At 62.9% G+C, this 25226-nt stretch carries 20 protein-coding genes; 8 read left to right on the plus strand and 12 right to left on the minus strand.

What is annotated here, in order from left to right:
• Positions 1-121 precede the first annotated feature (121 nt).
• A complete protein-coding gene (locus QUW25_RS02020; protein ID WP_289510567.1) occupies positions 122-1597 on the plus strand; it encodes a glycoside hydrolase family 25 protein in 1476 nt (491 codons plus the stop codon).
• A 169-nt stretch (positions 1598-1766) separates the two neighbouring features.
• Entirely contained in the window at positions 1767-3815 is a 2049-nt protein-coding gene (locus tag QUW25_RS02025; protein WP_354003617.1) for a DUF6541 family protein, read from the plus strand.
• Here the strand turns inward: QUW25_RS02025 and QUW25_RS02030 are convergent.
• The 4 genes from QUW25_RS02030 to QUW25_RS02045 all read right to left on the minus strand — a co-directional run bounded on the left by QUW25_RS02030 (position 3812) and on the right by QUW25_RS02045 (position 8811).
• A complete protein-coding gene (locus tag QUW25_RS02030) occupies positions 3812-4843 on the minus strand; it encodes an acyltransferase family protein (RefSeq protein WP_289510569.1) in 1032 nt (343 codons plus the stop codon). The genes QUW25_RS02025 and QUW25_RS02030 overlap by 4 nt on opposite strands.
• A 44-nt stretch (positions 4844-4887) precedes the next feature.
• A complete protein-coding gene (locus tag QUW25_RS02035; protein ID WP_289510570.1) occupies positions 4888-6357 on the minus strand; it encodes a CHAP domain-containing protein in 1470 nt (489 codons plus the stop codon).
• A 70-nt stretch (positions 6358-6427) separates the two neighbouring features.
• The gene (locus tag QUW25_RS02040; RefSeq protein WP_289510571.1) at positions 6428-7582 is read right to left on the minus strand and encodes a glycosyltransferase family 4 protein; all 1155 of its coding nucleotides are present in this window, start codon (positions 7580-7582) and stop codon (positions 6428-6430) included.
• Positions 7582-8811, minus strand: a complete 1230-nt coding sequence (locus QUW25_RS02045; RefSeq protein WP_289510572.1) for a lipopolysaccharide biosynthesis protein — start codon at positions 8809-8811, stop codon at positions 7582-7584. Before QUW25_RS02045 ends, QUW25_RS02040 begins: the two co-directional genes overlap by 1 nt.
• 123 nt (positions 8812-8934) lie before the next feature.
• Between QUW25_RS02045 and QUW25_RS02050 the strand changes: the two genes are divergently transcribed.
• Together QUW25_RS02050 and QUW25_RS02055 are read left to right on the plus strand one after the other, a co-directional pair.
• The gene (locus tag QUW25_RS02050; protein ID WP_289510573.1) at positions 8935-9615 is read left to right on the plus strand and encodes a glycosyltransferase family 2 protein; all 681 of its coding nucleotides are present in this window, start codon (positions 8935-8937) and stop codon (positions 9613-9615) included.
• Positions 9616-9620: 5 nt separating this feature from the next.
• Complete coding sequence (locus tag QUW25_RS02055) at positions 9621-9944, plus strand: DUF2304 domain-containing protein (RefSeq protein WP_289510574.1); 324 nt, start codon at positions 9621-9623, stop codon at positions 9942-9944.
• 132 nt (positions 9945-10076) lie between these two features.
• On the opposite strand, the gene QUW25_RS02060 is transcribed toward QUW25_RS02055, so the two are convergent.
• From QUW25_RS02060 to QUW25_RS02070, 3 genes are all read right to left on the minus strand, one after another.
• Positions 10077-10868 (minus strand): ABC transporter ATP-binding protein, encoded by a 792-nt coding sequence (locus QUW25_RS02060; protein ID WP_289510575.1) that lies wholly within the window; start codon positions 10866-10868, stop codon positions 10077-10079.
• Positions 10858-11664, minus strand: coding sequence for an ABC transporter permease (locus QUW25_RS02065; protein WP_289510576.1), 807 nt, complete (start codon positions 11662-11664; stop codon positions 10858-10860). The genes QUW25_RS02060 and QUW25_RS02065 overlap by 11 nt, the downstream gene beginning before the upstream one ends.
• 99 nt (positions 11665-11763) lie before the next feature.
• Positions 11764-12816 carry an acyltransferase family protein gene (locus QUW25_RS02070; protein WP_289510577.1) on the minus strand — a complete coding sequence of 351 codons (1053 nt, stop codon included), beginning with the start codon at positions 12814-12816 and terminating at the stop codon, positions 11764-11766.
• Positions 12817-12957: 141 nt separating this feature from the next.
• On the opposite strand from QUW25_RS02070, the gene QUW25_RS02075 reads away from it, so the two are divergent.
• Complete coding sequence (locus tag QUW25_RS02075; protein ID WP_289510578.1) at positions 12958-14229, plus strand: CDP-glycerol glycerophosphotransferase family protein; 1272 nt, start codon at positions 12958-12960, stop codon at positions 14227-14229.
• A gap of 3 nt (positions 14230-14232) precedes the next feature.
• Positions 14233-17046: a CDP-glycerol glycerophosphotransferase family protein gene (locus QUW25_RS02080; protein ID WP_289510579.1), complete on the plus strand. Its 2814-nt coding sequence runs from the start codon at positions 14233-14235 to the stop codon at positions 17044-17046.
• Positions 17047-17134: 88 nt separating this feature from the next.
• On the opposite strand, the gene tagD is transcribed toward QUW25_RS02080, so the two are convergent.
• The 3 genes from tagD to QUW25_RS02095 all read right to left on the minus strand — a co-directional run bounded on the left by tagD (position 17135) and on the right by QUW25_RS02095 (position 20347).
• On the minus strand, positions 17135-17578 hold the full coding sequence (gene tagD, locus QUW25_RS02085) for a glycerol-3-phosphate cytidylyltransferase (RefSeq protein WP_354003618.1): 444 nt from the start codon (positions 17576-17578) through the stop codon (positions 17135-17137).
• 304 nt (positions 17579-17882) lie between these two features.
• Positions 17883-19181, minus strand: a complete 1299-nt coding sequence (locus QUW25_RS02090) for a CDP-glycerol glycerophosphotransferase family protein (RefSeq protein WP_289510580.1) — start codon at positions 19179-19181, stop codon at positions 17883-17885.
• Positions 19178-20347, minus strand: a complete 1170-nt coding sequence (locus QUW25_RS02095; RefSeq protein WP_289510581.1) for a CDP-glycerol glycerophosphotransferase family protein — start codon at positions 20345-20347, stop codon at positions 19178-19180. Before QUW25_RS02095 ends, QUW25_RS02090 begins: the two co-directional genes overlap by 4 nt.
• A 363-nt stretch (positions 20348-20710) precedes the next feature.
• Between QUW25_RS02095 and QUW25_RS09975 the strand changes: the two genes are divergently transcribed.
• Together QUW25_RS09975 and QUW25_RS02100 are read left to right on the plus strand one after the other, a co-directional pair.
• The gene (locus QUW25_RS09975; RefSeq protein WP_354003619.1) at positions 20711-20899 is read left to right on the plus strand and encodes a type II toxin-antitoxin system HicA family toxin; all 189 of its coding nucleotides are present in this window, start codon (positions 20711-20713) and stop codon (positions 20897-20899) included.
• 2 nt (positions 20900-20901) lie between these two features.
• Complete coding sequence (locus QUW25_RS02100; protein ID WP_289510582.1) at positions 20902-21360, plus strand: helix-turn-helix domain-containing protein; 459 nt, start codon at positions 20902-20904, stop codon at positions 21358-21360.
• 7 nt (positions 21361-21367) lie between these two features.
• Here QUW25_RS02100 and QUW25_RS02105 read toward each other — a convergent pair whose 3' ends face one another.
• Both QUW25_RS02105 and QUW25_RS02110 read right to left on the minus strand, forming a co-directional pair.
• A complete protein-coding gene (locus QUW25_RS02105) occupies positions 21368-21760 on the minus strand; it encodes a hypothetical protein (RefSeq protein WP_289510583.1) in 393 nt (130 codons plus the stop codon).
• A 40-nt stretch (positions 21761-21800) separates the two neighbouring features.
• A complete protein-coding gene (locus QUW25_RS02110) occupies positions 21801-25223 on the minus strand; it encodes an ABC transporter permease (protein ID WP_289510584.1) in 3423 nt (1140 codons plus the stop codon).
• Positions 25224-25226 lie beyond the last annotated feature (3 nt).

Genomic DNA, 25226 nt, shown 5'->3' on the forward strand with positions numbered 1-25226 from the left:
GAACGAGCGACCATAACCGAGCGGCCGTCGACTTTGTTAAACGTGGCTTGAGGCGGTACCGGGCACATTCCTGAACGCTATGATGCTGGTAGATGCCCGCACCAACTCGTTTGGAGGATCTATGAGGCAAAACCTTCGAGCCCTGCTCGTCTCTGTGTGCGCGCTGGTCTTCTCGGCCACACTGGCCTGGCCCTGCACCGCACTGGCAGCAGATGGCCTTCAGCCCGACCCGGACGCCCCAAGCGCAAGCGCTCTCTCTGAGCTCGCGGCCGGCACGGCACTGACCGACGACCAGGCCGCCACTCAGAACGATGAGGAGGCCCAGCCCGAGGACAACACCACGCCCACCGAGAACCCCGAGGAAGACCCCGAGAAGAACCCGGAGGAAGAGGAGCCCACGATCGACTGCTACGACCCAGATTCCTGGAACGTCTGGACCAAGACCGAGGACGGCACCTACGTCGCCACTAACGTAAACGGCGCAACCGGCATGGAACAGACCGACGCCAAGGGCGGCCTGGGCATCGACGTCTCCGTGTGGCAGCACGACATCGACTGGGCCAAGGTCAAGCAGACGGGCCTGGTGGACTTTGTCATCATCCGCGCAGGCTGGGGCTACAACCTCACCTCTCAGGATGACGCCGAGTTCCTTGACAACGTGAAGGGCTGCATTGAGAACGACATCCCCTTTGGCATCTACCTCTACTCCTACGCCTATGACACCTCTACGGCGCTCGACGAGGCCGAGCACGTGCTGCGCCTGCTTGAGACCGCCGGCCTCACGCCCGATCAGGTTGCCTACCCCATCTACTACGACCTTGAGACGCAGGACCCCAAGACGGGTCGTCCCGCAGGCCAGGACGGCGAGGGCAACTACCACGTCCTGAGCAACGATCAGGTCGAGCAGGTCGCGGCTACCTTCTGCTCAGCCATCCGCGAGGCCGGCTACACGCCCGGCATCTACTCCAACCTCAACTGGTGGACCAACTACCTCACGGGCCCCGGGTTTGACGCATGGCACAAGTGGGTTGCCCAGTACAACCTCACCTGCAGCTACCAGGGCGAGTACGACATCTGGCAGTGCATGTGCAACGGGCGCATAGACGGCATCCCCGCCAACGTGGACATCAACTTCGACTACGTGGACCTCGACGCCCCCGCCGAGGTGGACGACAGCGTGGAGACGATGTATCGCATGTACAACCAGTACACAGGCGAGCACTTCTACACGGCGAGCACGGTTGAGCGCGACACCCTCATCGGTCTCGGCTGGACCTACGAGGGCACGGGTTGGATTGCCCCCACCGAGGGAATCCCGGTCTACCGCCTCTTCAACCCCTACTCCGACGACCACCACTACACCACCAGCAAGGAGGAGTACGAGTCCCTCGCCAAGATCGGCTGGCAGCAGGAGGGCGAGGGCTGGTATTCCGCCGACCCCAGCGCCGAGAACGCGGTCGCGCTGCAGCGCCTCTTCAACCCCTACGCAGAGACGGCAACCCACCACTACACCGCAAGCCCCGAGGAGGTCGAGAAGCTCGTGGAGATTGGCTGGGTGCATGAGGAAGTGGCTTGGTACGGCGTAGACCCGAACTAAGCGAGGCTAACAAGCACTGTGACGAGGGCGGCTCCATTGGGGCCGCCCCCGCCATTATTCACAACTATCGTGATGAGCTCACGCAGTTCTGGGGTGCGCCACGGAGCAAAAACGGACACTGCTATACTGTGCCCTGCTTAACACTACCCCCAACACGCACGGAGATTTCATGTTCTTATCCGTTGCCTTTGCAATACTCGTCTGTCTGGCAACCCTTTTGATACCGGGGACAATCGCTCTCGCGGGTAGCGGGATGGGCCTGCAGCGCGCTCTTTGCTGTTCCGCGCCCGTCTCCCTGGGGCTTCTCGCTTTGGGAGGAATTGTCCTTGACCCCCTTGGGGCGAGTAATGCCACAGGCGTAACCGCCTTTTCCCTCATGAGCTCCATCGCGGTTTACTGCCTCGCCAAACGGCTCCATCCCCCCGAGACGGTACGCGCACCACAGAAAAAGAGATCGTACGCTCATGACTGGGCGATGCCAGCGCTTTACGCACTCGTAGGCTGTGCAACAATCTACGTCACGTTTGTCGCGCAAATGGAAGGAGCGGACTCCTTTGTCCAGTTTGACGACAACGCAACACACCTTGGCATGATCTCCGCCATGAGCGAGGGAGCCAGCTACTCAGCGCTCAAGACGACCGTCTACCCCTCGCTTCCCGCAGATCAGACGCCCTTTTCGCTCTCATCCTTCTACCCAAACGCATGGCACATCGCTGCCGCGATCGTGTGCGAGGCGCTCGGCTGCACGGCGCCCATCGCGGAGAACGCAACAAACATTGCGCTCGTCGCACTGGTCTACCCGCTCGGAACATGCGCCCTTCTCGGCTGCTTGATCGGCGAGAGAAACCGAGCGGCAATTTCTGCGGGGGCGTTCACCTGCCTTGCCTCGATAGCCTTCCCGCTTCGCATGCTCACCGTGCACGGGGCCTTCCCCAACCTCGCCGCCTTTTGCTGCCTCCCCGCCCTTGCCGCGCTCTTTGTCTCCCTTCTTCCGACCCGCGGAGAGCGTCTGTTTGACCCTCGCCTGGCAGCCGGCTTTCTCATCGCCTCAGCAGGATGCGCGCTCACGCACCCCAACTCGATTTTCACCGCCTCCCTGCTGCTTCTTCCCTATCTTCTGCTCAATTACCTTCCCAGGTTGATTCCGGGCCAAGGATGGCGCCGCATCTCTCGCTCGCACTTCCTCCTGTTGACACGAGGCCTTCTTTGCCTTGCCTATGTTGGCATGTGGCTCATCCTCTTCAACAGCCCGCTTTTTTCCGACATCGTCGACTTTGTGTGGCAATTCTCGCGAACGCTCCCGGAGGCGCTTTGGAACGTGCTTACGGCGGGCTACTATGCTCGGTTCCCGCAGTACCTTCTCGGTGCGCTCATCATCGTTGGGCTTGTCCGAGCCCTCCGCAGCGGCAGCCTCAGGTGGGTTGGCATATCCTATATCCTCATTGCGCTTGTCTTTGTTCTCGGCCTGACTCTTGACTACGAGACGCGACGCCTCATCAGCGGATTCTGGTACAACGACCCGGAGCGTACCGCCGCCATGCTGGCAATCGCCGCAGTGCCGCTCTCCTCGCTCGGTCTCTGGTCCGTCGCGCAGGTGCTCACAGGGACGTGGCTCACCCTGCAGAAACGTCTGGGGCATCGCCCGCTACACGCACGTCGCGTGGCCGCCGCGGCCCTTCTTGTTGCAGCGGCTGCGCTCACGTGCGTCAACTTTGACAGCAGACCAATGGGCAACGAACCCAGTCCTTTTGGGTTTGCAAGCGATCAGGTGCGTAGGACGTATCGATTCTCGGACGATCAGGTCTACACGGCCCGAGAGCGCTCGTTTGTCCAGCACGTCAAGGAGCTCGTGGGAGAAGATGCGCTCGTGCTCAACAACCCCTTTGATGGAAGCGCCTTTGCCTATGCCGCCGACGGCATTAACGTGTACTACAAGTCCTGCCGTCCCTCCAATGAGACGCAGGAGAGCGCGTCCATACGCATGTCGCTTAACGAGATCTCCTCTTCCCGGAGCGTTCAGGACGCAGTCAAGAAAACGGGGGCTCGCTATCTCTTGCTGCTCGACGGCCCCAAACACACGGAGGGCGATGTCTACACAATGCTAGGTGACTATAGGGCAGACGTCTGGGCGGGACTTAATGTAGACGATGACACGCAGGGCTTTGAGCTCGTTCTCTCGGATGGGGTACTTCGCCTGTACAAAATAGTTTGTGACTAATCCGCGACCCCAACGAACTGGGCAACCTTGGACGCGGCAAGCCTGACGCCGGAGGCAAAAGCGGCAAGGATAAAGCCTGCTCCAAGCGAGATTGCGAGCGTGACGCCGTAGGTCCACCACTCGCTCGCGGCCTCGGCGGGCCAGAGATAACGCACCCAGTCCAGGACAACAAGGTGGACGACGTAGGCATACATCGTGGGGGCGCTGCCCAGGGCGAGGAGCCGCCCGAGCACCGGAACGCGCCCAAGGGACGGGAGCGAGAAGCGCGTGCACACGCCGAGCGCGCAGAAGGCGACGATCGGCGTGCCGACGTAGACCTCCTGCAGGCCAAAGCGCTCGTACTCCGCAAACGAGAGCCACACGCCCAGGACGAGCCCGACCACGAGCAGAAGGACGGGCAGCCCGACACCCCGCTCCCTGATGCCGCGGAGGGCAAGGCCGGCGGCGAACATGGGGATGCCGACGTAGTACGAGCAGTGAGAGACCTCACCAAGGTCGCCCAGGGGCTCGGGAGACCCCGCAAGCTCAAACTGGTTGGTCCTCAGGGCAAAGAGCAGCACGGCGAGCAGGTAGAGCGCCCAGCGCGGATAGCCGCATGACTCCCAGAGCACGTAGAACGCGTAGACATAGACAAGCGAGAAGAGAAACCACAGGTGATAGGCAAAGGGAACGCTGTTATAGACAAAGAAGGACGGTGTGAGCACAAGCTGGCCCAGGTACTCGGCCGTGACGAGCGCGCCGCCACTCCACCACAGGCCACAGCGCTGCAGCGCAATGTAGAGCCCAGCCGCCACGAGCGCCAGAAAGAGCGCGTGGCGCAGGCCCTTTCCGAGCTTTCTCGGCTCCTTCCCAAACGAGAAAAACCCGGCAACCATGAAGAAGTACGGAACCGCCCAACGAGAGAGGATGTTCGCCGTGATGCCCACGCCCGCAGGTGAGATGACGTGCAGGACGAGCACACCGGCAAACGCTGCGACGCGCGCCACGTCAACGAGGGGATAGCGCACGCCGCGGGAGGCGGGAGCCATGTGCTCTCCGGAACGAGCGTCCTTCTCGGCGGCTTTCATGAGCGCTAGTAGGCCGGACGGGCGTAACCGCGCCAGCGAGACTCCCAGCGCGACCATGTGTTGGTGCGCACGCCGCCGCCCACTCCGTTGCCCTCGATCACCGTCACGGTGGTGTCGGTGACGCCCACGACGAGTGCGCCGTGCCCAATCGTCTGGCCGGGCCTCCAGGCGTTGTAGAGGGAGAAGGCGATGTCTCCCACCTTGATGCCCTGGAGCCCGGAGGAGCCGTTGAACGCGCCCAGAGATTTGAACTCGTTGGCAAGGTAGTCGGGCTCGACGGCCATGCCGGAGGTGCCGTAGATGTCCTGCTGGTCCGCCTCGCGGAAGCACCACCACAGGAAGTTGACGCACCACCAGCCGTGGCGGTAGTTGCAGAGCGTACCGCCCGCTGCCGTGAGCGCGTTCTCGTACTTGTAGCCGGACTCATAGGGGTTGAGCTCACCGCGGGCCACGCTGATCACGCGATCCCGGGCGTCGCTTGCCGAGAAGCCCCGCACGCCCGTCACCGAGACGGTCTCCTTCTCTCCGTACTGGTCCTCAACGTCCACGTAGAACGAGTAGCGCCCCGAGCCGCCGATGGTGTAGGTCTTGGAGTTGGTGGTGGCCCAGTCCCCGGAGCGGGCCGTGGAGCCCCACTCCGCCCAGTTGTCGCGCTCCCACACAAAGTTGTACTTGAGGCCCTGGGTGTTGCCGGAGACGCGCGCGGTCCAGGTCACCTTGGTCCCTGGGCGCAGGGGCTTGGAGTAGGAGAGGTCAAGACCCGTAAGCTCCCAGCCACGGTTGACGCGGAAGTTCTTCTTGAGGGTGACGACCTGCCCGGTGTCCTTGTCGCGAATGTCCACGGAGAGCGTGTAGTCACCGCTGTGGGTGGGCGTGAAGGCATAGCTCTTGTCAGAGACGTACGAGGTGGCAAACGAGTCCGCACCGTTGTCGCGCGTCCAGGAGTAGCGATACTCAACGCGATCGGCGCGCGTGCCGGTGGCAGGTGCGCTCATGACGATCTTGGTGCCCGTGTTCTGTGGGGACGTGGCGCTCAGGGAGAGCTCGGAGGGAATGGTCCAGCCGCGGTCAACGGAGAGCGAGACCACCTTGGTGCCCACGGCGATGCCGTCCGGACGGACCACGTCAACAAAGACCTCGTAGGTTCCCGCCACGGGCGGCTTGAAGGTCCACTCTGGGCTGGACTGGAGGCCAGAGCCGTTCTGGAGCGAGGTGCTCCAGCTGCCCTTGTCCCAGGAGCCGTCGCGCCTCCAGCCGTAGTTGTAGCGCACGCCGTCCACGTCCTCGCCCGAGACGGAGGCGTCGAGCGTGACGCTCTCCCCCACGAGGATGCTGCTGTCGGAGATGCTAAGGCCGTCATACCAGACGTCCAGGCGAACACGAGCGGCGTAGGCGGCGGCACCGCACGGAACGAGCGCGGCAAGCGCCAGCGCAAGAACAACGAGGAGACGACCACGCTTTGGTGAGGAAGCCATGGGGACCAACCTTCTCTTGAGTGAGTAGCCTGAATGGTACCTCAAAGCAATGGGTCGCGCACGAGGGCGCCTATGAGGTGAGCAGGGCGCGCTCCAAGGCGTCGACGGTACGGTTCCAGGAGAAGAGCTCGGCCCGCTCGCGGCAGTTGCGGGAGCGAAGACTCACGAGGGAGCGGTCGTCATCAAGCTCCATGACGGCGCGAACCACCTCATCGGCGGACATCGATGCGATGATGCGGCCAAACTCCGGCCCGGCAACGACCTCCCGTGCGCCGCCCACGTCCGTAACGATGGGCGAGCACCCGCACGCCGCAGCCTCAAGCAGCACCGTCGAGAAGCCCTCGGAGCGCGTGGGCAGGCAGAGCGCGTCTGCCTGCAGGAGCAGCGCCGCCACGTCCGGGACGCCGAGCGCGCCCGCCCAGCGCACATGGTCGGGCGTCGCCGCGGCGGCGCCCGCCACCTCCAGGGCGAGCGGGCCCTCCCCCGCCAGGACAAAGACCACGTCACGGCCGGCAAGGCGGGCGTCGCGGGCGGCGTCGAGCAGCTGCCGCACGCCCTTCTCGGCAACAAGGCGGCCGACAAACGCAACGAGCAACGTCTCCGCGGAGAGCCCCAGCTCGGCGCGGAAGTCGCGCGCGGATGCCTGAGCGCGGTACGCAGCAGCGTCGATGGCGTTTGGGATGACGCCGCGCGCCTCGATGCCAAAGTGGCCGAGCCACGCGGCGCTGCGCTCGGAGATGCCAAAGTAGGCGGGGTCGTAGCGCCGCCCCAGGGCGGTCACGCCGTCCTCGTAGCGCCGCACGAGCCAGTCGAGCGCGGGGCTCCCCATCGAGAGGTAGGCCGAGCCGTGGTCGAGCAGGACGGGGCACAGCCCCTGCGCGCGCGCCAGGCGCAGTCCCGTGATCGAGTGGGCGTAGAAGCGGGCGTTCACGAGCACGCCGTCAAAGCGCCGGGACGAGACCTCGCGGAGCAGCCGGGAGCGCAGGGCGCACGGCCGCGGCAGCGGCATGCGGCCGGAGACAAGCGGGTGGCACGGCAGGCGCACGACGCTCACGCCGTCCTCGTCCTTCTCGCCGGCACCTTGGCCCTCGGTGTCGTTGGTCACCACGGTGACCGCGTTGCCGCGCGCCGCGAGCAGGCGCGCCACGTTGGCGGTGAACCGCTCCACGCCGCCCATATGGGGCGGGTAGAGCGCGGAGAAGAGGGCATACGAGCGCGGCGCCATCAGGCCTCACCCGCCCCGCGGCCGCAGCGCGCGAGCACGCCCCAGCCCATCAGCGCGATGCCCACCGCAAACGCGGCGCTCACGGAGAGGCTCACGCCGTTCATGCCGCAGGCGTCCACCAGGACCACGGAGAGCGGCAGGGAGAGCAGGCACGCCACCACGTTGCCCACGAGGTTGGTGCGCATGGCGCGCATGGTCACCAGCAGGTCGCCGAGAAACGCCATGCACGCCGTGAGCGCCGAGCAGAGGATGCCCGCGTACATGAGGTAGGCGTAGGGCACCATCCCCGCGCCAAAGACCAGGCCGATGAACCAGTCGCCGACAAGCGCAAAGGCGAGCGCCCCCAGGGCAAAGACGGCGCCGAGCGCCACGACCACCTTGGCGAGCAGCGCTCGGAAGCCGGCGGCGTCGCCCCTGTCCAGGCGCTCGGCAAAGACGCCGAGCAGCGGGGCATAGACGTAGCTCGCGCAGGCCTGGATGAGCACGATGGGCGTGCAGACCGAGGCGTAGATGCCCAGGGCCTCCTCGCCCGCGCTCAGGCTCAGGTACTGCCGGGCAAAGGTCACGGTGAAGTTGCACGCCGCGTTGCCGATCACGGCGGGAAGGCACGCCACGAGCAGGCGCGCGATCGAGGCGCGCGAGAAGATGGGGCGAATGGAGGAGAAGCGCGACGCCTTGCGGGCGTCCCAGAGGATGACCGGGTAGGTTGCCACCACCATGGAGAGCACGGCGAGCTCCAGGCTGTTGGTGAGGGCAAGCACCGCCGAGAAGGGCGCCACGGAGAGCAGCCCGCGCGCGAAGAGCGAGACGCCGCAGTAGTCCATGCGCAGGTGCTGCTGGTCCACGCCGTGCAGCACGTCGATGAAGACCTCTCCAGCCCGGTAGAGCAGGTAGAGCATGACCGCCGGCAGCGCGGCGGCGTCGCAGCTCGCGAGCGCGTAGAGGCCCGTTATGGCAAGGCCGGCGGCTATGGTGACAAAGCGCAGGCCCACGTACTCCCCCGACGAGGTCTCCTCGTGGATGTCCGAGACCTGATAGGAGCGGATGCGATAGAGCGCGATGGGCACGAAGACGTTGGAGAGGGCCATGGCGAGCGCGAGCGTGCCCGCGGCGTCGTAACTCGTGGAGAGGCGGACGACGAGCACCGTGAGCAGCCACTGGCAGCTCGAGTACATGAGCGAGCCCACGGAGTTCCAGAGCATGTTGGCCTTGAGCGAGGGCTCCTTCATGTGCGACCTCAAGCGATGACGGCTTACGAACGCAAGACACTATACCGCCCGGTGCACCGGGACAGCACCCACGTCATTAACTATAATGCCGGAAGAACAACCGGCCCCCGGGAACGAGCGTCTATGAAGGTACTTGCCATAATCCCCGCCTATAACGAGGAGGAGTCGATTTCCCCGACGGTCGAGGAGCTTCTCGCCGCGCGCACGGGCTGCGACTACCTCGTGGTCAACGACGGGTCCTCGGACGCGACGGAGCGCATCTGCCGCGAGCGCGGCTACCGCTTCGTGAGCCACCCCACCAACCTGGGGCTCACGGGAGGATTCCAGACGGGGGTCAAGTACGCCCTTGCGCATGGCTATGACGCGGTGGCGCAGTTTGACGCCGACGGGCAGCACGTCCCGGGCTTTCTTCCCCGGCTAATCGAGGAGATGGAGGCCACGGGCGCCGACATCGTCATCGGATCGCGCTTTGTGACAGAGAAGAAGCCGCACTCCGCGCGCATGATCGGCTCACGCCTCATCTCCGCGATCATCCGCCTCACCACCGGACAGCGCATCAACGACCCCACCTCGGGCCTTCGCCTCTACGACCGACCCATGATGGAGGAGTTCGCCCGGCGCTTTGACTTTGGCCCCGAGCCGGACTCCCTCGCCTACCTCATGCGCCGCGGCGCCCGCGTGAGCGAGGTCCAGGTGAGCATGCGCGAGCGCCAGGCCGGGGAGAGCTATCTCAGCGCCGCGAAGTCCATCTCGTACATGGCGAGAATCTGCACCTCGGTTCTTCTCGCCCAGTGGTTCAGGTGATCTGCATGTCTGTTGCGCTCAGGGCGTCCCTGCTCGTATGCTCGGTTCTCGTGCTCTTCTTTGTGATGCGGCGCATCCGCAAGGCCGGGCTCGAGATCTCCGACTCCATCTTCTGGCTTGCGCTCTCGCTCGTGCTCATCGTCATCGCGGTGTTCCCGCAGATCGCGTACTGGGCGTCTGATCTGCTTGGCTTTGACGCGCCCGTGAACTTTGTCTTCTTCTGCGGCATCATCGTACTGCTCGTGCGCACCTTCTCGCAGGACCAGAAGATCTGCCAGCTCAAGAAGAAGCTCATCGCCCTGGTGCAGGACGAGGCCCTGCGCGACTGACCAGGGCAGAGGTGACAGAGGTGATGACAAAGGTGACAGGGTAGATTGTCACCATGATGCTCATGGTGACAATCTACCCTGTCACCTTTGTCATCACCTCTGTCACCTCTGCCATCGCCCCCACCGCGGCCCTTAGGTGCTCTCGTAGAACGACACGGCCTCCTCGATGTCTCCTGAGAAGAGCGTCTTGCCGTGACTGAGCACAATCCCGCGCGTGCAGAACTGCTGGGCCTGCGCGGTGGAGTGCGTGACGAAGAGCACGGTCACGTTCTCCTTCTCGATGATGGACTGCACGCGCTTCCTGCACTTGGCAGAGAACTTGCGGTCCCCCACCGAGAGCGCCTCGTCCACAACGAGGATGTCCGGGCGGATGGAGGACGCAAAGGCAAAGCCCAGGCGGGCGCGCATGCCGCTCGAGTAGGTGCGCATGGGCTGGTCGATGTACTTGCCGAGCTCGGAGAACTCCACGATGCCCGGGATGATCTCGGAGGCCTCCTCGTCCGAGAGCCCCCAGAGCTGGCAGCGCATCTGGATGTTCTCCATGCCGGAGAGGCGCATGTCAAAGCCCGCCGAGAGCTCCAGCAGCGCCGAGACGCGCCCGTGGACCTCAATCGTTCCGGACGTGGGAAAGCACACGCCCGTGATCATCTTGAGCGCGGTGGACTTTCCCGCACCGTTGTCCCCCAGAAAGGCCAGGGCCTCGCCGCGGCGGCACTCAAATGAGAGGTCGTCGCTCGCGTTGATTGTGTCGTACCTCACGTGGTTTGAGAAGGACGCCAAGAGGCGCTGGCGGTCGTTCTTGTAGAGCTTGTAGGTCTTGCGCACGTGGTCAAAACGCACCGCAACGGGGTTCTCGCGATCCTCGTCCCTGATCACGACAGCGTCGCCAAGGTCGACGGCCGAGACAGTCTGCCTAGAGGACATCGGGCACCTCCTTGTGCAGACGGCGGTAGTTGCGCACGGCGAGAAGCACCACCACGGCAAAGACGATGAGAAACGGTATGAGCTCGTCGGGGCGCTGCCAGAACCACTGCTTGTAGACAAAGCAGTCGCGCACGGCCTCGACGCACCAGGCAACGGGGTTGAACGCCATGATCTTCTGCCCGATGGGCGGGAGCGCGTCCAGCTGGAAGAGGATGCCCGAGAGCCAGAAGAAGGGCATCGAGAGCGTCTTGATGAGGTTGGCAAAGTCCTTCGAGACGGCGCTGAGCGGCGAGAGCATGATCGACCATGCCACCCAGAAGACAAACATCACGAGCATGACGAGCGGCAGCTGCAGGAGGTAGCGCGAGAGGTGCACGCCCGTGAGCAGGCAGACCACGATGGTGAAGAGCATCGTGCACGCAAAGATGATCATGATGGAGAGCGTGTAGAACGTGGAGATGACCGAGAGCGGAAACTTGATGCGGTTCACGAGGTAGGAGTAGCGGTGGTAGACGTCGCTGCCGCGGTTGATGGCATCTGACATGAAGAACCACGGGAAGACGCCCGCGGCAAGCCAGAGCAGAAACGGCTGGCCGTTGACGTCGGAGGAGTGCCGCATGCCCACCGAGAGCGTGAACCAGTAGACAAGGATGTAGACGGCGGGCTTGGTGAAGAGCCACACCTTTCCGAGCGCCGCGCCGCGATAGGTCTTCACCAAATCCATCTTGGCGAGGTCCCAGATCTGATGGCGCCACTGCCAGTTGTCGGAGAGTATTTGCTTGAGGGTTGAAAGCACGATGCTCCCTTGCGATATGTGCATTACGTCAACAGTTTACGGTCAGCAGGCGATAAGGGCCAACTCTCGCAAAATCTCCGGGGATGACGGGACCGCCCCCTAAGGCCGCGTCATGAATGACCAGCGCGGCGAGATGAGCTTGTTGGTGACCCAGGTAAAACCACCCCAGGAGAATACCAGGCAGATGACGAGCGCGATGGCCACAAGAAGAGCGAGAAGCACCGGCTGATCAAGCCCCACCGCCCAATCGTAGAATCCCATCTGGGCCATGGCCTCGCGGACAAAGCGGTGGCAAATGTAGATCTGCAGCGTCCTTCTCCCCAGGAAGGAGAGCGGGCGAGAAATGAGACGACCGGTGCCCCGCGTGCCAGCGGGAGCGAGGGCCATGCAACAGAGCGCGAGCACGATGCCAAGGGCGCTTATCAGCAGATACCCCGGAACGGCGACGAGCAGCCTCATCCGACAGACGCTGTTGCCATACACAAACGGGTAAATCCCCGCGAGCTCATCCTGAAAAGCGAGATAGCACAGGGCGGCGGCGATGCCCGCGCACACCAGCACGCAGCGCACCCGCGGCGCTCTCAGACGCTCGAGCGAGGCCGCGCTCAGATAGTAGCCCGCAAAGAAGTACGGAAGAAAATGTGCGCTACGGCTGAGCGCGAGGACATCCGTCTGATCGCGGATGACGGTCGCAGCAATGCTTATCAGCGCCGCGAAAACAAGGCCAGGGGCAGGCTTGAGCCGTGCGAAGAACGGGACGAGCAGATACCAGGTCGCGAGCGAAACGAGATACCAGGGGGCCGAGGGAAGGTCGAGAACTCGCAGGAGGGTGAGGCTCTGTCCGGCAAAGAGCCGGAGCGCAACGTTAAACGCAATGCCCAGCGCAGCGTAGGTGAGCACCCGATCCACCCGCTGGCGCCCCTCCCCGTCCACGGCATGCTTGGCGAAAAAGCCCGAGACGAAGATGAACAGCGGCATGTGAAAGAGGTAGATGAGGTCATACACGCCAGAGACGTAGGGCCTCTCGGTGTGTATCGGCAAGAGAACATGGCCGATGACAACCAGAAGGATGAGGATGCCCTTGAGAGCGTCCATCCACTCGATTCGACGTCCCGGAGCGCTTGTGGGCGCCACCATGCCCCTCTCCGCCATTGACCACCGCCTTCTTTTGGCCTTGACCAGCGTAGGTGATTATAGCCACCAAGGGGAAGGGCCACTACCTTGCGGAGCACAGCATATCGGCTAATATTAAAACTTGTTTGATACGCTCCCCCATCATATGAGGTGTAACACGTGGCACTATCCAGAGCCGCCCTTAAGAAAAGGGTCAAGAGCCTTGCGAAGACGTCGTACTTCGCACGCTCAACGTTCAACTCGCTGCAGGATTACCGTCGCCGGCGCTACTTCAGAAGCGTGGCAAAGGACATTCCCATAGACGACAAGCTCGTGATTTTTGAGTCCTTCCTCGGAAGGCAGTATGCCTGCAGCCCCCGTGCCATCTACGAGGCGATGAGGTCAGACCCCCGCTTTGATGACTACCGCTTCATCTGGGTTTCTCGCAAGCCCGATGACCTGAGAAAGCGCATAGGGGACGAGCGGACCACCGTCGTAAAGTACCTCACCAGAAGCTATCTCAGAGCCTACGCGCGCGCCAAGTTCTGGGTCACCAACTGGCGCCTGCCCGCGGGGCTCTGCAAGCGAGAGGGACAGGTCGTCATTCAGACCTGGCACGGAACGCCCCTCAAAAAGATCGGCATGGATCTCACCATCGAGGGCAACGCCACGACCTCGCAGCGCAAGGGCCACCGCTCCTACCTCAACGACGCCAAGAAGTACGACTTCTTCGTCTCCCCCTCGGCGTTCTGCACCAGGGTCTTTGCGAGTGCGTTTGGCCTCACGCAGCTCGGCAAGGAGAACGTGCTCGTGGAGACGGGCTACCCGCGCAACGACCGCCTCTTCTCGTTTAGCCGGGAAGACGTTGACGACATCAAGCAGCGGTTGGGCATCGAGCCGGGCAAGCGCGTCATTCTCTATGCCCCCACGTGGCGCGACAACCAGCACACCCTGGGCGTCGGGTACACCTTTGACCCCGTCGAGCACCTCGAGCGCTTCCTCGACAGCGTGCCCGACGACTCCATGGTCATCGTTCGCCTGCACTACCTGGTTGCAAACAAGGTCAATCTGAGCGCTTATCGCGGCAAGGTCATCGACTGCTCGCGCTGGGAGGACATCAACGACCTCTACATTGTGAGCGACGTTCTCATAACGGACTACTCGAGCGTCTTCTTTGACTACGCCAACCTGCGCAGGCCCATCCTCTTCTATATGTACGACCTCCAGGAGTACAGCTCTTCCGTGCGTGACTTCTACATTGATCTTGACGAGCTCCCGGGCCCCATCATCGAGACCCAGGAGGAGCTCATCGACGCTCTTGCCAACACAGAGAAGATTGCCCGGCAATATGCCGACAAGTACCAGACCTTCATTGACACCTATGACTACCTCGACGACGCCCATGCCGGTCTGCGCGTCGCGGAGCGCTGTATTTTGGGAATCGAGGGATAGCTCATGTTTGACGTCTCTGTAATCGTTCCGGTTTACAACGGCGAGAAAACCGTTCGCGAGGCCCTGAATGCGCTTCTTGGCCAGACCCTTGGCGACCGCCTGCAGATCGTCGTTGTGGACGATGGAAGCACTGATTCGTCGCTCGAGATCATCAGCTCCTTTGCAGCGCGCTACCCCACTCGCATCCAGGCGCTTCACATTGAGAACTCCGGCGCGGCCCACGCGAGAAACGTTGGACTTGAACATGCCGAGGGCGAATACGTGGGGTTTCTCGACTGTGATGACTCCGTTGACACGACCATGTTCCAGAAGCTCCTCGAGCTGGCCCGCAGCGAGGAATCTGACATCGCAACGTGTGGCTACCTGCGCGTTGAGGGCGATGACGTCCAGCGCAGGGACTATGCTCGCAGGCCCTGCTTTGGCTACCCTCTCGTTCAGGCGCCCTCGCTCATACGCCGAAACGTCCCCTACATCTGGAACAAGCTCTTCAGGCGAGACTTCCTTTTGGAAAACGAGCTCCGCTTTGATGAGACCCTCAGAATCTACGAGGACCTGCTCTTCACCTATACCGCCTTTGCCTGTGCAAACAAGGTTGTGCGCGTCCACGAGACGCTCTATGTCTACAACTTTGCCCGAGAGAACTCGCTTACCGTCGATTTCTCCGAGAAGCGCCTGGACATTGTTCCCGCCTTCACCAAGCTCATTGAGACGTACCAGCGTCGCGGCCTGTTCCTCCACGTTGAGGAGGAGCTTCTCCGCTGCTTCCTCACGCACTTTTACGTGGTCCTCGAAAACAGCTCGCTCAGCTCCCTCAGAAGTCCCGAGGCGAGGCTCTTTACGACGGAGTGCTTTGACTTTCTTGACGAGCACTTCCCCTGGTGGAGGCACTTCGACGTCTTCTTCAAGCAGACAAAGCGCCCCCAGACGCTCTATGGGAGCCGCCTGTTTATCAAGGCCCTGCTCAACGCCCCCGAAGGAGCCCGTTTTCGGATTCTCAAGCAAAGGAAGGCACGCCGGCGCTGGGCCGGTCGCTCGCGCGCGGGTCGCGTCTTTGTCGAGACCATGCAGACGCAGGAGATCGACCAGACGAAGGTCGTACTCGACTCCCAGCGTGGTGACAACCTCAACGGCAATATGTTCTACCTGCTCCGCTACTTCCTTGAGGAAGAGCGCTCCCTAGAATGGACCATCTGCGTCACCTATCGAACCGCGGCGTCGAGGCGTGCCTTCGTGGCGCTCATCAACGCGTCCGGCCTCGATCTGAGCCGCATCAAGCTGCAGAAGTACAACAGCGTGACCTACGCCCAGAACCTCGCCACCGCACGCCTCGTCTTCACGGATACAAGCCTTCCGGTCTACTACCTCAAGAGGGCTGGCCAGACCTATCTCAACACGTGGCACGGTACCCCGCTCAAGTGCCTGGGCCGAGACATGGAAGAGGGCTTTGCGGGCACCGCCAACCTCACCAAGAACTTCATGGCCGCGGACTACCTCGCGTTCCAGAGCCCCTACATGAGCGAGTGCATGAAGAGCGCCTACATGTACGACGGCTTCACGCACGCAACGACGCTGCTCGAGGGGTACCCGAGAAACGAGCCATTTGCCGATCCATCACGTGTGTCAGACGAGGTAAGGGAAGCGTTCCTCTCGCTCGAAGGCGAAGCTGGCGACGGCCCCTCCGACCTCCAGCGCATCGCGTACCTTCCCACGTGGCGCGGATCTGCCGCAACCAACGTTGCCGAGAAGACCGACGTCGCCGAGCTTCTTCGGGAGATTGACGAGCGCCTTGACGACCATCAGGTCATGTACGTCAAGCTTCACCCCTACGACGGCTCGCGCGTCTCCTTTGCCTCCTACCGCCACGTTCGCCCCTTCCCCAAATGTGGGGAGACGTACGCCGTGCTTTCCCTGTGCGACGTGCTCGTGACAGACTATTCGAGCGTGTTTTTCGACTTTGCCGTCACCGGGAAGCCCATCGCCCTCTATACGTACGACCGCGAGGAGTACCTGCGCGAGCGCGGCCTCTACCTTGACATTGACGACCTCGGGCTCCCCTGCGCCAACACGGCCGAAGAGCTTGTCGAGCTTCTCTCCAGCTGCGGCGAGCGCTCGGAAGAGGCCGCTGCCCTTGCGGGGCGCTTCTCGCCCTATGAGTCTTCCTCTTGCTCAAGGAGGCTCGTTGGGGCATGTCTTGGCCAAGAGCGTGGTCTGCGAGCCGAGGTGCCCGCCGCCCCTGTGGAGAACGCTACGGTTCTGTTCTGCGGAGACCTAAGGTCATCCCTCACCGCACGGGCCGTGCGCAGCATGCTCGATGAGGTGCCGGCGAGCGAGACGCTCTGCCTTACCTACGACGTCAACGTCTCGTGCAACCTCTCGCTGCTCAAGGACGTTGACCGCTCCGTCAGGCTGTTCGGCAGATCCTACCCGCTCACCGCCACCACACAGAAGGAGCGCGCGCTTCTCGCAGACTTGGAGCTTAGCCCCAGTCTCTCGGAAAGGCACATCGACGAGCTCTGCGGGATTGCGCGTCGCGAGGCACAGCGCTCCTGGCCAAACGTGTCCTTTGAAAGGGCGATCGTCTACGGCCCGGACTCGCTCAACAACCTCATCCTTGCAACATGCGTGGCAGACAGCTGCGTTCTTGCCTTCGACACGATTCACGACCCGAGTCTCATCGAGCACATCCCTCGGTGGCTGCTCAATCGCTTCTCGACAATCGTGCTCCCCCAGAACTGCGGCATTCCCGAGGGGATAACCGCACAGGTGCGGCACTGGCGAGGCGCCGAGAAGGACGGTCTCTCCGCACTTCTCGCCTAACGAATGCACTGCAGGCTTCTCACGAAGAAGGCGGGGCGAGGCCACGTTGCGCCTTGCCCCGCCTCTTGGTAAGCGCACCAAGCCCGAGCTACTCCTTGAGCTCCTTCTTCACGTCCGTGGTGGAGATGCCGTCCGTGCGGTCGAGGAAGACGAGGTTGCAGTAGTCCTTGAGGTAGTCAAAGCGGGGGCTGTCCGCCCAGTCGGCGCCCATGACCACAGTGTCGATGTGGTAGGTCTGGATGTCGGAGATTTTCTGCTCCCAGCTCTCCTCGGGAATCACGAGGTCAACGTAGCGGATGGCCTCAAGCATCTCCTTGCGCACGCCGTAGGAGTAGAAGCTCTGCTTGCCCTTGGAGGCGTTGAACTCGTCGGTCGAGAGGGCCACCACGAGGTAGTCCCCCAGCGCGGCCGCGCGGCGCAGCAGCCGGATGTGCCCGTAGTGCAGCAGGTCAAAGGTGCCGTACGTGAGCACGCGGCGAATGCCCTTGTAGTCATCGCCGGAGGAAAAGTGAACGTTTGGAATGTCAGCCATGCGCTCCCCCACTCGGGTCTCTTACAGACGAATTACATTGTACTTATGAGGGGATGATTTGCACATGGCACCGTGTGAGAAACCGTCGGCGCGGGTCCACGGTCCCGAAATAGGGGACGCTGGCCGACGGTTCTTCTCGCCAAAGTGTCGGAATCGGTCCCCAGCTTATTCGGGGACCGCAACCGACGGTTTCTCAGCCGAGAATGACGGTGCAGGTCCCCAAACCCGGACTCGTGGACCACTGGCGACACCAATAAAGCCAGAAGCGTCGGCGCGGGTCCACGGAACTGCCGGCCCTTCTCGCCTAGCCCCAGATGCGATCGATCACGCGCTCGGCGGCGTGGCCGTCGTCCTTGGGGCAGAACCGCTGCACGTACGCGTCGTACGCCTCTCCGTAGCGGGCCCAGTACCCCTCCGGGTCCTTGAGCGTGCGCACGAGCTCCGCCGTCTCGCGGCAGTGCGGGCCAGGAATCTCCGCAAGGTCAAAGTAGAAGCCGCGAATGTCGTTGGCATAGGTCTCGTAGTCCGGGACGAAGAGCATGATGGGTCGGCGCAGGATGGCATAGTCAAACATCACGCTGGAGTAGTCCGTCACCAGGGCGTCCGCGGCAATATAGAGGTCGTTCACGTTGTTCCAGGCAGAGACGTCAATGACAAAGCCCTCGTACGCCGTGAAGTCAAAGTGGTTGGCGATGTAGTAGTGCGGGCGGAAGAGCACCACCCACTCCTCCCCCAGCTCGCGGCGCAGGAGATCAAAGTCGATGAGGTAGTCAAAGGTGTAGCCAACGCCCGCCTGGTAGGAGTCGTCGCGCCATGTGGGGGCATAGAGCAGCGCACGCTTGCCCCCCGGGATGCCGAGAAGCTTTCGCACCTGGGCCCTTCTCGCCTGCGTGGGATCGGCCGCCGCAAGGGCTATCTCGTCATTTCTGGGATAGCCTTCCTCGAGAATGACCTCGGCGCGTCGCTCCTTGGGAAGGCCAAAGGCGTCCGCCAGGTGCTGCGAGGTGTACGGCGAGGGAGAGAGCAGGTAGGTCCACTTGGCGGCGTCCATGCCAAAGCGGTCGGCAAGCTCGGAGGTGGTGTTGAGGGCGTTGGTGGTCTCAATCTCAACGTCATAGCCAAGGCGCTTGAGGGGCGTCCCGTGCCAACACTGGACAAAGACCTGCTCGGGCTTGGGCGTCACGTACTCGGGAAGGCGCGTGTTGAGCACGAGGACCTTGGCGGCGGCAAGCGCGCGAAAGTACTCCTCGGAGCCGCGCTGAACGACCGAGACGCGCGGGTCCGCGAGCGCCTCGGCCGAGCGCATCTCCGCGGTCTTCTCGGCACCCTTGAAGCTCCACACAAAGCGATAGCCCACAAAGCGCTCCTGGCCGAGCATGGCCAGGTAGATCGCGCACGGCGAGCACGAGAGGGAGCGCCCGCCAAAGGACTCAAAGAACACGAGCCGCTCGTCAACCTCAACGTTGGCGGCAAGGCGCTGGTAGCTCCTCCCCTGACGGGCCCAGTAGGCCTTGCGGACGAGCAGGCGCGTGCGCGGCAGGTGCCTGAGCACGCCAAGCCCCGCGGAGCGAACGAGCCTTCGTGCGGAACCTATGGTCTTCATGCGGACTCCAGCATCTTGGGGCGAGCAAGCGCGTCCTCAAGGGCGTCGACGATCCGGGTGATTGAGCCCTCGCGAACGCCCTGGGAGCTCGCGTCCATGAAGGCAGAAAACGCCTCTGCGTCATAGGGCCGCGCGCCGAGAAGGACCTCGGCAAGCTCGTGCGCGTCGGTAAAGGAGATCGTGGACAGCTCGCGCAGAGGATCGATGTTAAGGCCGGGAGATACGCGGTACTCCTCGATGTCCGGGACGTAGAAGAGCGTTGGTCTGCCAGCAAAGCCCGCCTCAAAGGCAACGGTCGAGTAGTCCGTAATGACGTAATCCGCAGTGTGGAGCAGGTCAATCGTGGGCACGCCGCGCATGAAGGCAACGGGCGTCCCGAGCGCGCGGGCGCACTCGTGGACGCCGTCGAGCGGGTGCTCGGCAACGACGAGCCTCGTTGAGGTGCCCGAGAGGGCACTGCACAGGGCCAGGACCGCGTGCTCGAGCCACTGGGGGTCGTCGTTTCCCTTACGGAAGGTGGGCGCGTAAAGCACGGTGCGCGCGCACGAGGAAGCGTCGGGGTACGTGAAGAACGCCTCCTTGAGCGCCTTATCGGCTCGGGCGAAGCGGCGGGCTCGCGCGGAGGCGAGCGCATCAGAGCAGAGGTAGTCAATGCGCGGCAGGCCGAGTGGAACGATCTTCTCCCGGGGCACGTCAAAGGCCTCGGAGAACGCCTCGACCGCACCGGGCATGCCCGCAATCACAAAGTCGTAGCCGCGGTGCATCCTGAGCGCGCTCGCCGCGTGCGTCGAGCGCCCGGCCGCGGTGTCCAGGGACTGATAGCCAAACTTCTTGATGGCCCCGAGGGCGTGCCACTCCTGGACCACGAGCGCGCGATGGCGTCGTGGCAGCGAGACGGCGGGAACGTAGCCGTCCACCAGGCAGAGGTCTGCCGTGGCAACGTGCCACAGCTGCTGGAGCATGAGCGGGACGCTCATCTCGCCGATGGTGGCAACGCAGGACCACACGATGCGATGGTTGGGAAAGCGACGAGCGAGCTCGGGCTCGATGAGCGAGAAGTCAAAGGGGCGCGCCGCCTGGCGAGAGAGCAGGACGATCTTCCGCTGCTGCGGAAAGAGGCTCAGGGCGCGGAACAACACGCGAATCAGCCACGCTACGAGCTCCATCCCCACCCCCGTCAGATAACATTCAGCAATTCCAAGAGTTTATAGCTCCTTACGCATTCGTGACAGCGAGATGACAAAAATGCGAGATATGTCCTCGAACCACAAAGGAGGGGGGGCAGAACGCCTCGGTTCAGGGTAATTTGCAAGCTACTCCCCAATTAGACCGCTCATTGGCGACTTTCCATCCGTTTGCCGGTGCTTCTCAATAGTTCAGTCCCATCTAGCTGCGCGTGAAGACAAGTGGAAGATGACGGCAAAGCAAGGAATATTCCCTCCGACTAGCATGTGCTCACCCCTTAATAGGTCAATACGCCTTGGGGCATTGAATTACCTATAAAGTGACTTTATACTTTGGGAGAGCTCATGGTAAAGCGAAGAGAGGTCGTAAAGCTACTAGAGATACATGGTTTTGAAAGCGCAGGCGGAACAAATCACGAGAAGTATATTCATAAGGATGGTAGGTCAACGATTGTTCCGCGACATCGAGAAATCAAGGAGCTCACGTTTAGGCTCATCATGCAGCAATCTCACATTCATCTTCCTCGGAGGTAACCGTGTTGCTTGGAGTCTTTGAATTTGAAATCGTGAAAGACGATAGCGGCTACGTCGCCATTCCGTACGATCTTGGGGGCGCCACACAGGGCGACAGCATGGACGAGCTGTGCCATATGGTTGTCGACTGGCTCAAGATGACCCTTGAGGACTATGACATGAAGGGGCTTTCCCTTCCAACGGCAACCTTTGGCAACGCGCCGCGCTACGGAGGATTTAACATGGTCTTTGCCGTTCAGGCGGGCAGGGAAACCGTTGAGAAGATAACGGCAACAGAGGCTGCGAGACTTCTAGGGATATCGAGGGCTCGAATTACCCAGCTGCTTGGAGCATCCCTTCTTGAGGGCTACCGAGAAGGTCGAAACACCTATGTCACGATGGCCTCTGTGAAAGCGCGCCTTAGGGACAGAGGGAACCGTGATGAGATGAGCCAGGTAGAGGTGCCGGCAGCCGCTGAGTGAAGTCAGCCTATGAAGAAAGCTCCGCGTCGAGCGAGACGAGCTCCTCGGGAACGCTCGCGGGATCGCAGCCAAAGGACTCCCCAACGGCGCGGGCCTGCAGGTGCCTAAGGCCGGCAAGGTCCTCATTGCCCTCGCGCTCATAGAGCACGGCCAGGCGCTCGAGCGCATAGCACACGTAGGCGGCAACGGAGTCCCCCATGCCGGAGAGCACCATCATCGTGACGAGCGAGTCTGGCGAGAGCGCAAGCGCCGTGGTGGGCTCGAGCTCAAGGAGGTCGGCAATCTCATGCTCCGCGTCAGCGTAGCCGGATTGATCTCCCCTCAGCGCACGGCCAAGGGCATCGGTAATCCCGCCCACAAACTCGCCGATAATCTCCAGGATGTAGTCACGCTGCAGCATGGATCCTCCCATCTCCTGCGCCCAGTATAGCCCTCGAACGCTAATCCACTGACTTGAGGCTCTCCACCATGTCAATGCGGTCGAGCTTGCGGCGCATCATCAGCATCACAAGCACGGAGAAGACCAGCGTGAGGACAAACGCGTAGACGTAGCTGGCAGGGTGAATCACGCGACCAAACATCACCACGTCCACCTCGGCGGTCACGATGACAAAGCCCTCGAGCCACGTGCCCAGGACAAGACCCACGACGTCACCCAGGAGCGTGAGAATGAGCACCTCGCGGAAGATATAGGCATAGACCTCGCCGCGCTTGAAGCCAAGCACCTTGAGCGAGGCAATCTCACGAACGCGCTCGCCGATATTGATGTTCGTCAGGTTGTAGAGCACCACCGCCGCGAGCGCCGCTGCAGAGACGATGAGCACCACCACGATGAGGTCAACGGCGGAGAGCATGTCGCGATACATCTCAACGGTCTCGTCCGTGAAGACGACCGTCGAGACGGCGCCCGTCGCCTCAAGCTCCTCGGCAAGCTCGTCACGGAGCCCCGCGTCCTCGCTCACGTTGAGATAGAGCGTCGAGAAGGACGGGGCGTCATCGTCAAAGACACCGGCGCGCGCCAGGACGTCCCAGCACGCGGGAGAGAGATAGGCGACGTTGCCCACGTAGTTCTCGACCACGCCGTCAACGCGCAGGGCAACGCCGTCGCCCGTTGCGTTGCCAATCGCATCCTGGGCGTAGAGCACGAGCTCGTCACCAACGCCGACCCCAAGCTTGCCCGCAGCCTTCTCGGAAAGGAGGATGCCGTCCCCCTCAAGCGAGAGGGGCTTCTGGGAAACACGCTCCCGCAGCGAGAGGGCCCGACCAAACTCTGTGGCGTCCTCTGGCACCACGACCTGAATGGAGAGCGTCTCCCCAGAGAAGTCCGAGCCCGCGCGCAAGTTCAGAAGGCTCGCACGCGAAAGCAGGTCCACGCCGGCATCGTCGAGCAGGCCCTCGACGAGCTCGCCGTCCTTCTCGCCAGCGTCATCTGCGAGAGTGACAGTGGTGTTGTAGTGCATGATGGGGCCAAACTGGTTGTCGATGATGTCCCAGATGGCATCATGAAGGCCAAAGCCCACCAGAAGGAGCGCGGTGCATCCGGACACACCAATGACGGTCATGAGCAGGCGCTTCTTGTAACGGAAGAGGTTTCGGGCGGCAACCTTGCGCAAGAACGAGAGGCGACTCCAGAGCGGGCGCACGCGCTCCAAAAGGATGCGACGGCCCGCCTTGGGCGCGCGCGGCTGCATGAGCTGGGCGGGAGTCTCCCGGAGCGCGGATCCAACGGCGGCAAGCGTGGCAAAGAGCGTCACGCCCACGCCAAGGCCGCCCGAGGTGAGCGCGATGAGCGGGTCAACGGTCAGCGGGAGCGGAAGCTGGGGAACGGCGTAGATGATTGCGTAGGCATACATCACCACGTACGGGAGCACCTGGGAGAGCACGGCAATGCCCAGGACGGCCCCCGTTATGGAAGCCAGCGCGGCATACGCGAGGTAGCGGCCAGCGATACGGCCCGCGCTGTAACCAAGAGCCTTGTATGTGCCCATCTGGACGCGCTCGTCCTCGACCATGCGCGTCATCGTGGTGAGCGCAACAAGCGCGGCCACGAGGAAGAGCATGAACGGAAAGACCGTCGAGATGGTGTCCATGCGCTCGGAGTCCGCCTGATAGGTTGCTGCGCCCTCACTCTGCGAGCGGTCCAGCACGTAGAGGCTCGGCGCCTCAAGGGAGTTAATCTCGGACTGGGCGTCGTTGAGCTCTGCCTCCGCCTCGGCAAAGCGCTCGTCGGCCTCCTCCCGCGCGTCCTCCCACGCGTCGAGGCCCTCCTCGTACTCGGAGCGAGAGGATGAGAGCTGCGAGCGTCCCTGCTCGAGCTCCGCCTCGGCAGCGTCAAGCTGCGCCTGCGCCTCGTCAAGCTGGGACTCGGCAGACGAGCGCTGCTCGGCGAGCTCCTGACGGGCTGCGTCAATCTGTGCCTGCGCCGCCTTGACCTGTGTCACGCCCTCATCGTAGGCGCTCACCGCATCGCGCGCGGAGACGAGCTGAGAGGCCTGCTCGCGCGCGGAGGAGAGCCGCGGCAGCGTGGTGTCCAAGCAGACGAGCTGGAACCGCGCGGACTCAAGCTGGGTAGCCTGCTCGTCCGTGAGCGCGCCGGCGGTCTCGAGCGCGGCAAGCTGCTCCACAGCAGAGACGAGCTGCTCCTTGGCCGCCCGCTGCTCTGAGATGGCGGCGTCGAGTGCCTGGACGGCAGCGTCGAGGTTCCCCGCCTCGATCCCCTGCTCAGAGAGTGCGACGAGAAGCACGCTCACTCCGCTCTCGCAAGAGGAGCGAGCCTGCTCGACCTGCGATGCCTGTGCCTCAAGCTCGGAGCGCCTTGCATCAAGCTCGCTCTGGGAGGAGTCAATGGCTGCCAGCGCCGCAGCGAGTTCGTCCTCGGCCTGCTGACGTCGTGATGCGAGCTCGGACCTGCCCGACTCGAGTTCCGCCCCCGCCGCGGCGACCTCCTCCTCTGCCGCAGAGATCTGTGACGCGGCCTCGTCAAGCTGGTCACGAGACGTCTCAAGCTCCTCCTCCGCGTCTGCGCGCTCGCGCTCGTACTCCGCGCGGGACTCGTCCAGCTCGTCCTGCGCCTCCAAGCGCAGATCATCCAGGCGAGCCTCGGACAGGCCCTCAGCATCAGCCTCAATGCGACCCCTAACCTCGTCCACCACGTCCCAGTACTCGTCGGACCCGCTCAGCGCGTCCTCGGCAGTGGCAACGCTCAGGTGTATCTCCGAGAAGGGCGTGCCCTCAACAAAGGTGTCCTCAGAGACGTAAAGGTACTGGTCGAGCATGCCCGAGCCGAGCGTGGTGGATCCAAAGCTGATGGTATAGGGGTAGTTCGAGGAGCTCACGGTACCCACGACGGTGAGCTCGTGCACGGAGAGCGCGTCATTCTCGCCAGACTCGTAGAGCACCTCGATGGTGTCACCGGGCTTGAGCCCCAGCCCGGGGGCGTCGGCGGAGACAACGCACTCCCCCGCTGCGCTGGGGTAGCGCCCCTCGCGCAGGATGAGCTGGTCGAGCGAGGGTTCCTCCCCGCTCAGGTACTCATCAGGGAGCGATGCCACGCGCGCGGCAACCTGCTCGGTGTCAACGCGCACCATTGCGTCAACGGACATGACCCCAGCCGCAGCGTCAACGCCGTCAACGGAGGCGAGGCGCCCCACGTCCTTCTCGCCAAATCCAAGGGTTGAGATGACGCGCAGGTCCCAGAGGCCCGTGTTGTCGTAGTAGGCATCCGCCGCGGCGCGCATGTCCGGGCCGCTCATGCTCAGGCCCGCGAAGAAGCCGCATCCCAGCGCCACGATCACCATGATGGCAAGAAAGCGCCCGAGCGACGATCGGACGCTTCTCACGATTCCTGTGGCGAAGGCGCTCATGGC

This window comes from Thermophilibacter provencensis, assembly GCF_030372065.1.
GTDB lineage: Bacteria > Actinomycetota > Coriobacteriia > Coriobacteriales > Atopobiaceae > Thermophilibacter > Thermophilibacter provencensis_A.

Coding starts and splice junctions, on each gene's coding strand:
- QUW25_RS02070 (WP_289510577.1), bottom strand. CDS start 12,816: ATGGCGGAGAGGGGCATGGTGGCGCCCACAAGCGCTCCGGGACGTCGA.
- QUW25_RS02045 (WP_289510572.1), bottom strand. CDS start 8,811: ATGAAGGAGCCCTCGCTCAAGGCCAACATGCTCTGGAACTCCGTGGGC.
- tagD (WP_354003618.1), bottom strand. CDS start 17,578: ATGGCTGACATTCCAAACGTTCACTTTTCCTCCGGCGATGACTACAAG.
- QUW25_RS02050 (WP_289510573.1), top strand. CDS start 8,935: ATGAAGGTACTTGCCATAATCCCCGCCTATAACGAGGAGGAGTCGATT.
- QUW25_RS02090 (WP_289510580.1), bottom strand. CDS start 19,181: ATGAAGACCATAGGTTCCGCACGAAGGCTCGTTCGCTCCGCGGGGCTT.
- QUW25_RS02030 (WP_289510569.1), bottom strand. CDS start 4,843: ATGGCTCCCGCCTCCCGCGGCGTGCGCTATCCCCTCGTTGACGTGGCG.
- QUW25_RS02095 (WP_289510581.1), bottom strand. CDS start 20,347: ATGGAGCTCGTAGCGTGGCTGATTCGCGTGTTGTTCCGCGCCCTGAGC.
- QUW25_RS02105 (WP_289510583.1), bottom strand. CDS start 21,760: ATGCTGCAGCGTGACTACATCCTGGAGATTATCGGCGAGTTTGTGGGC.
- QUW25_RS02060 (WP_289510575.1), bottom strand. CDS start 10,868: ATGTCCTCTAGGCAGACTGTCTCGGCCGTCGACCTTGGCGACGCTGTC.
- QUW25_RS02040 (WP_289510571.1), bottom strand. CDS start 7,582: ATGGCGCCGCGCTCGTATGCCCTCTTCTCCGCGCTCTACCCGCCCCAT.
- QUW25_RS02080 (WP_289510579.1), top strand. CDS start 14,233: ATGTTTGACGTCTCTGTAATCGTTCCGGTTTACAACGGCGAGAAAACC.
- QUW25_RS02055 (WP_289510574.1), top strand. CDS start 9,621: ATGTCTGTTGCGCTCAGGGCGTCCCTGCTCGTATGCTCGGTTCTCGTG.
- QUW25_RS02035 (WP_289510570.1), bottom strand. CDS start 6,357: ATGGCTTCCTCACCAAAGCGTGGTCGTCTCCTCGTTGTTCTTGCGCTG.
- QUW25_RS09975 (WP_354003619.1), top strand. CDS start 20,711: ATGGTAAAGCGAAGAGAGGTCGTAAAGCTACTAGAGATACATGGTTTT.
- QUW25_RS02110 (WP_289510584.1), bottom strand. CDS start 25,223: ATGAGCGCCTTCGCCACAGGAATCGTGAGAAGCGTCCGATCGTCGCTC.
- QUW25_RS02020 (WP_289510567.1), top strand. CDS start 122: ATGAGGCAAAACCTTCGAGCCCTGCTCGTCTCTGTGTGCGCGCTGGTC.
- QUW25_RS02025 (WP_354003617.1), top strand. CDS start 1,767: ATGTTCTTATCCGTTGCCTTTGCAATACTCGTCTGTCTGGCAACCCTT.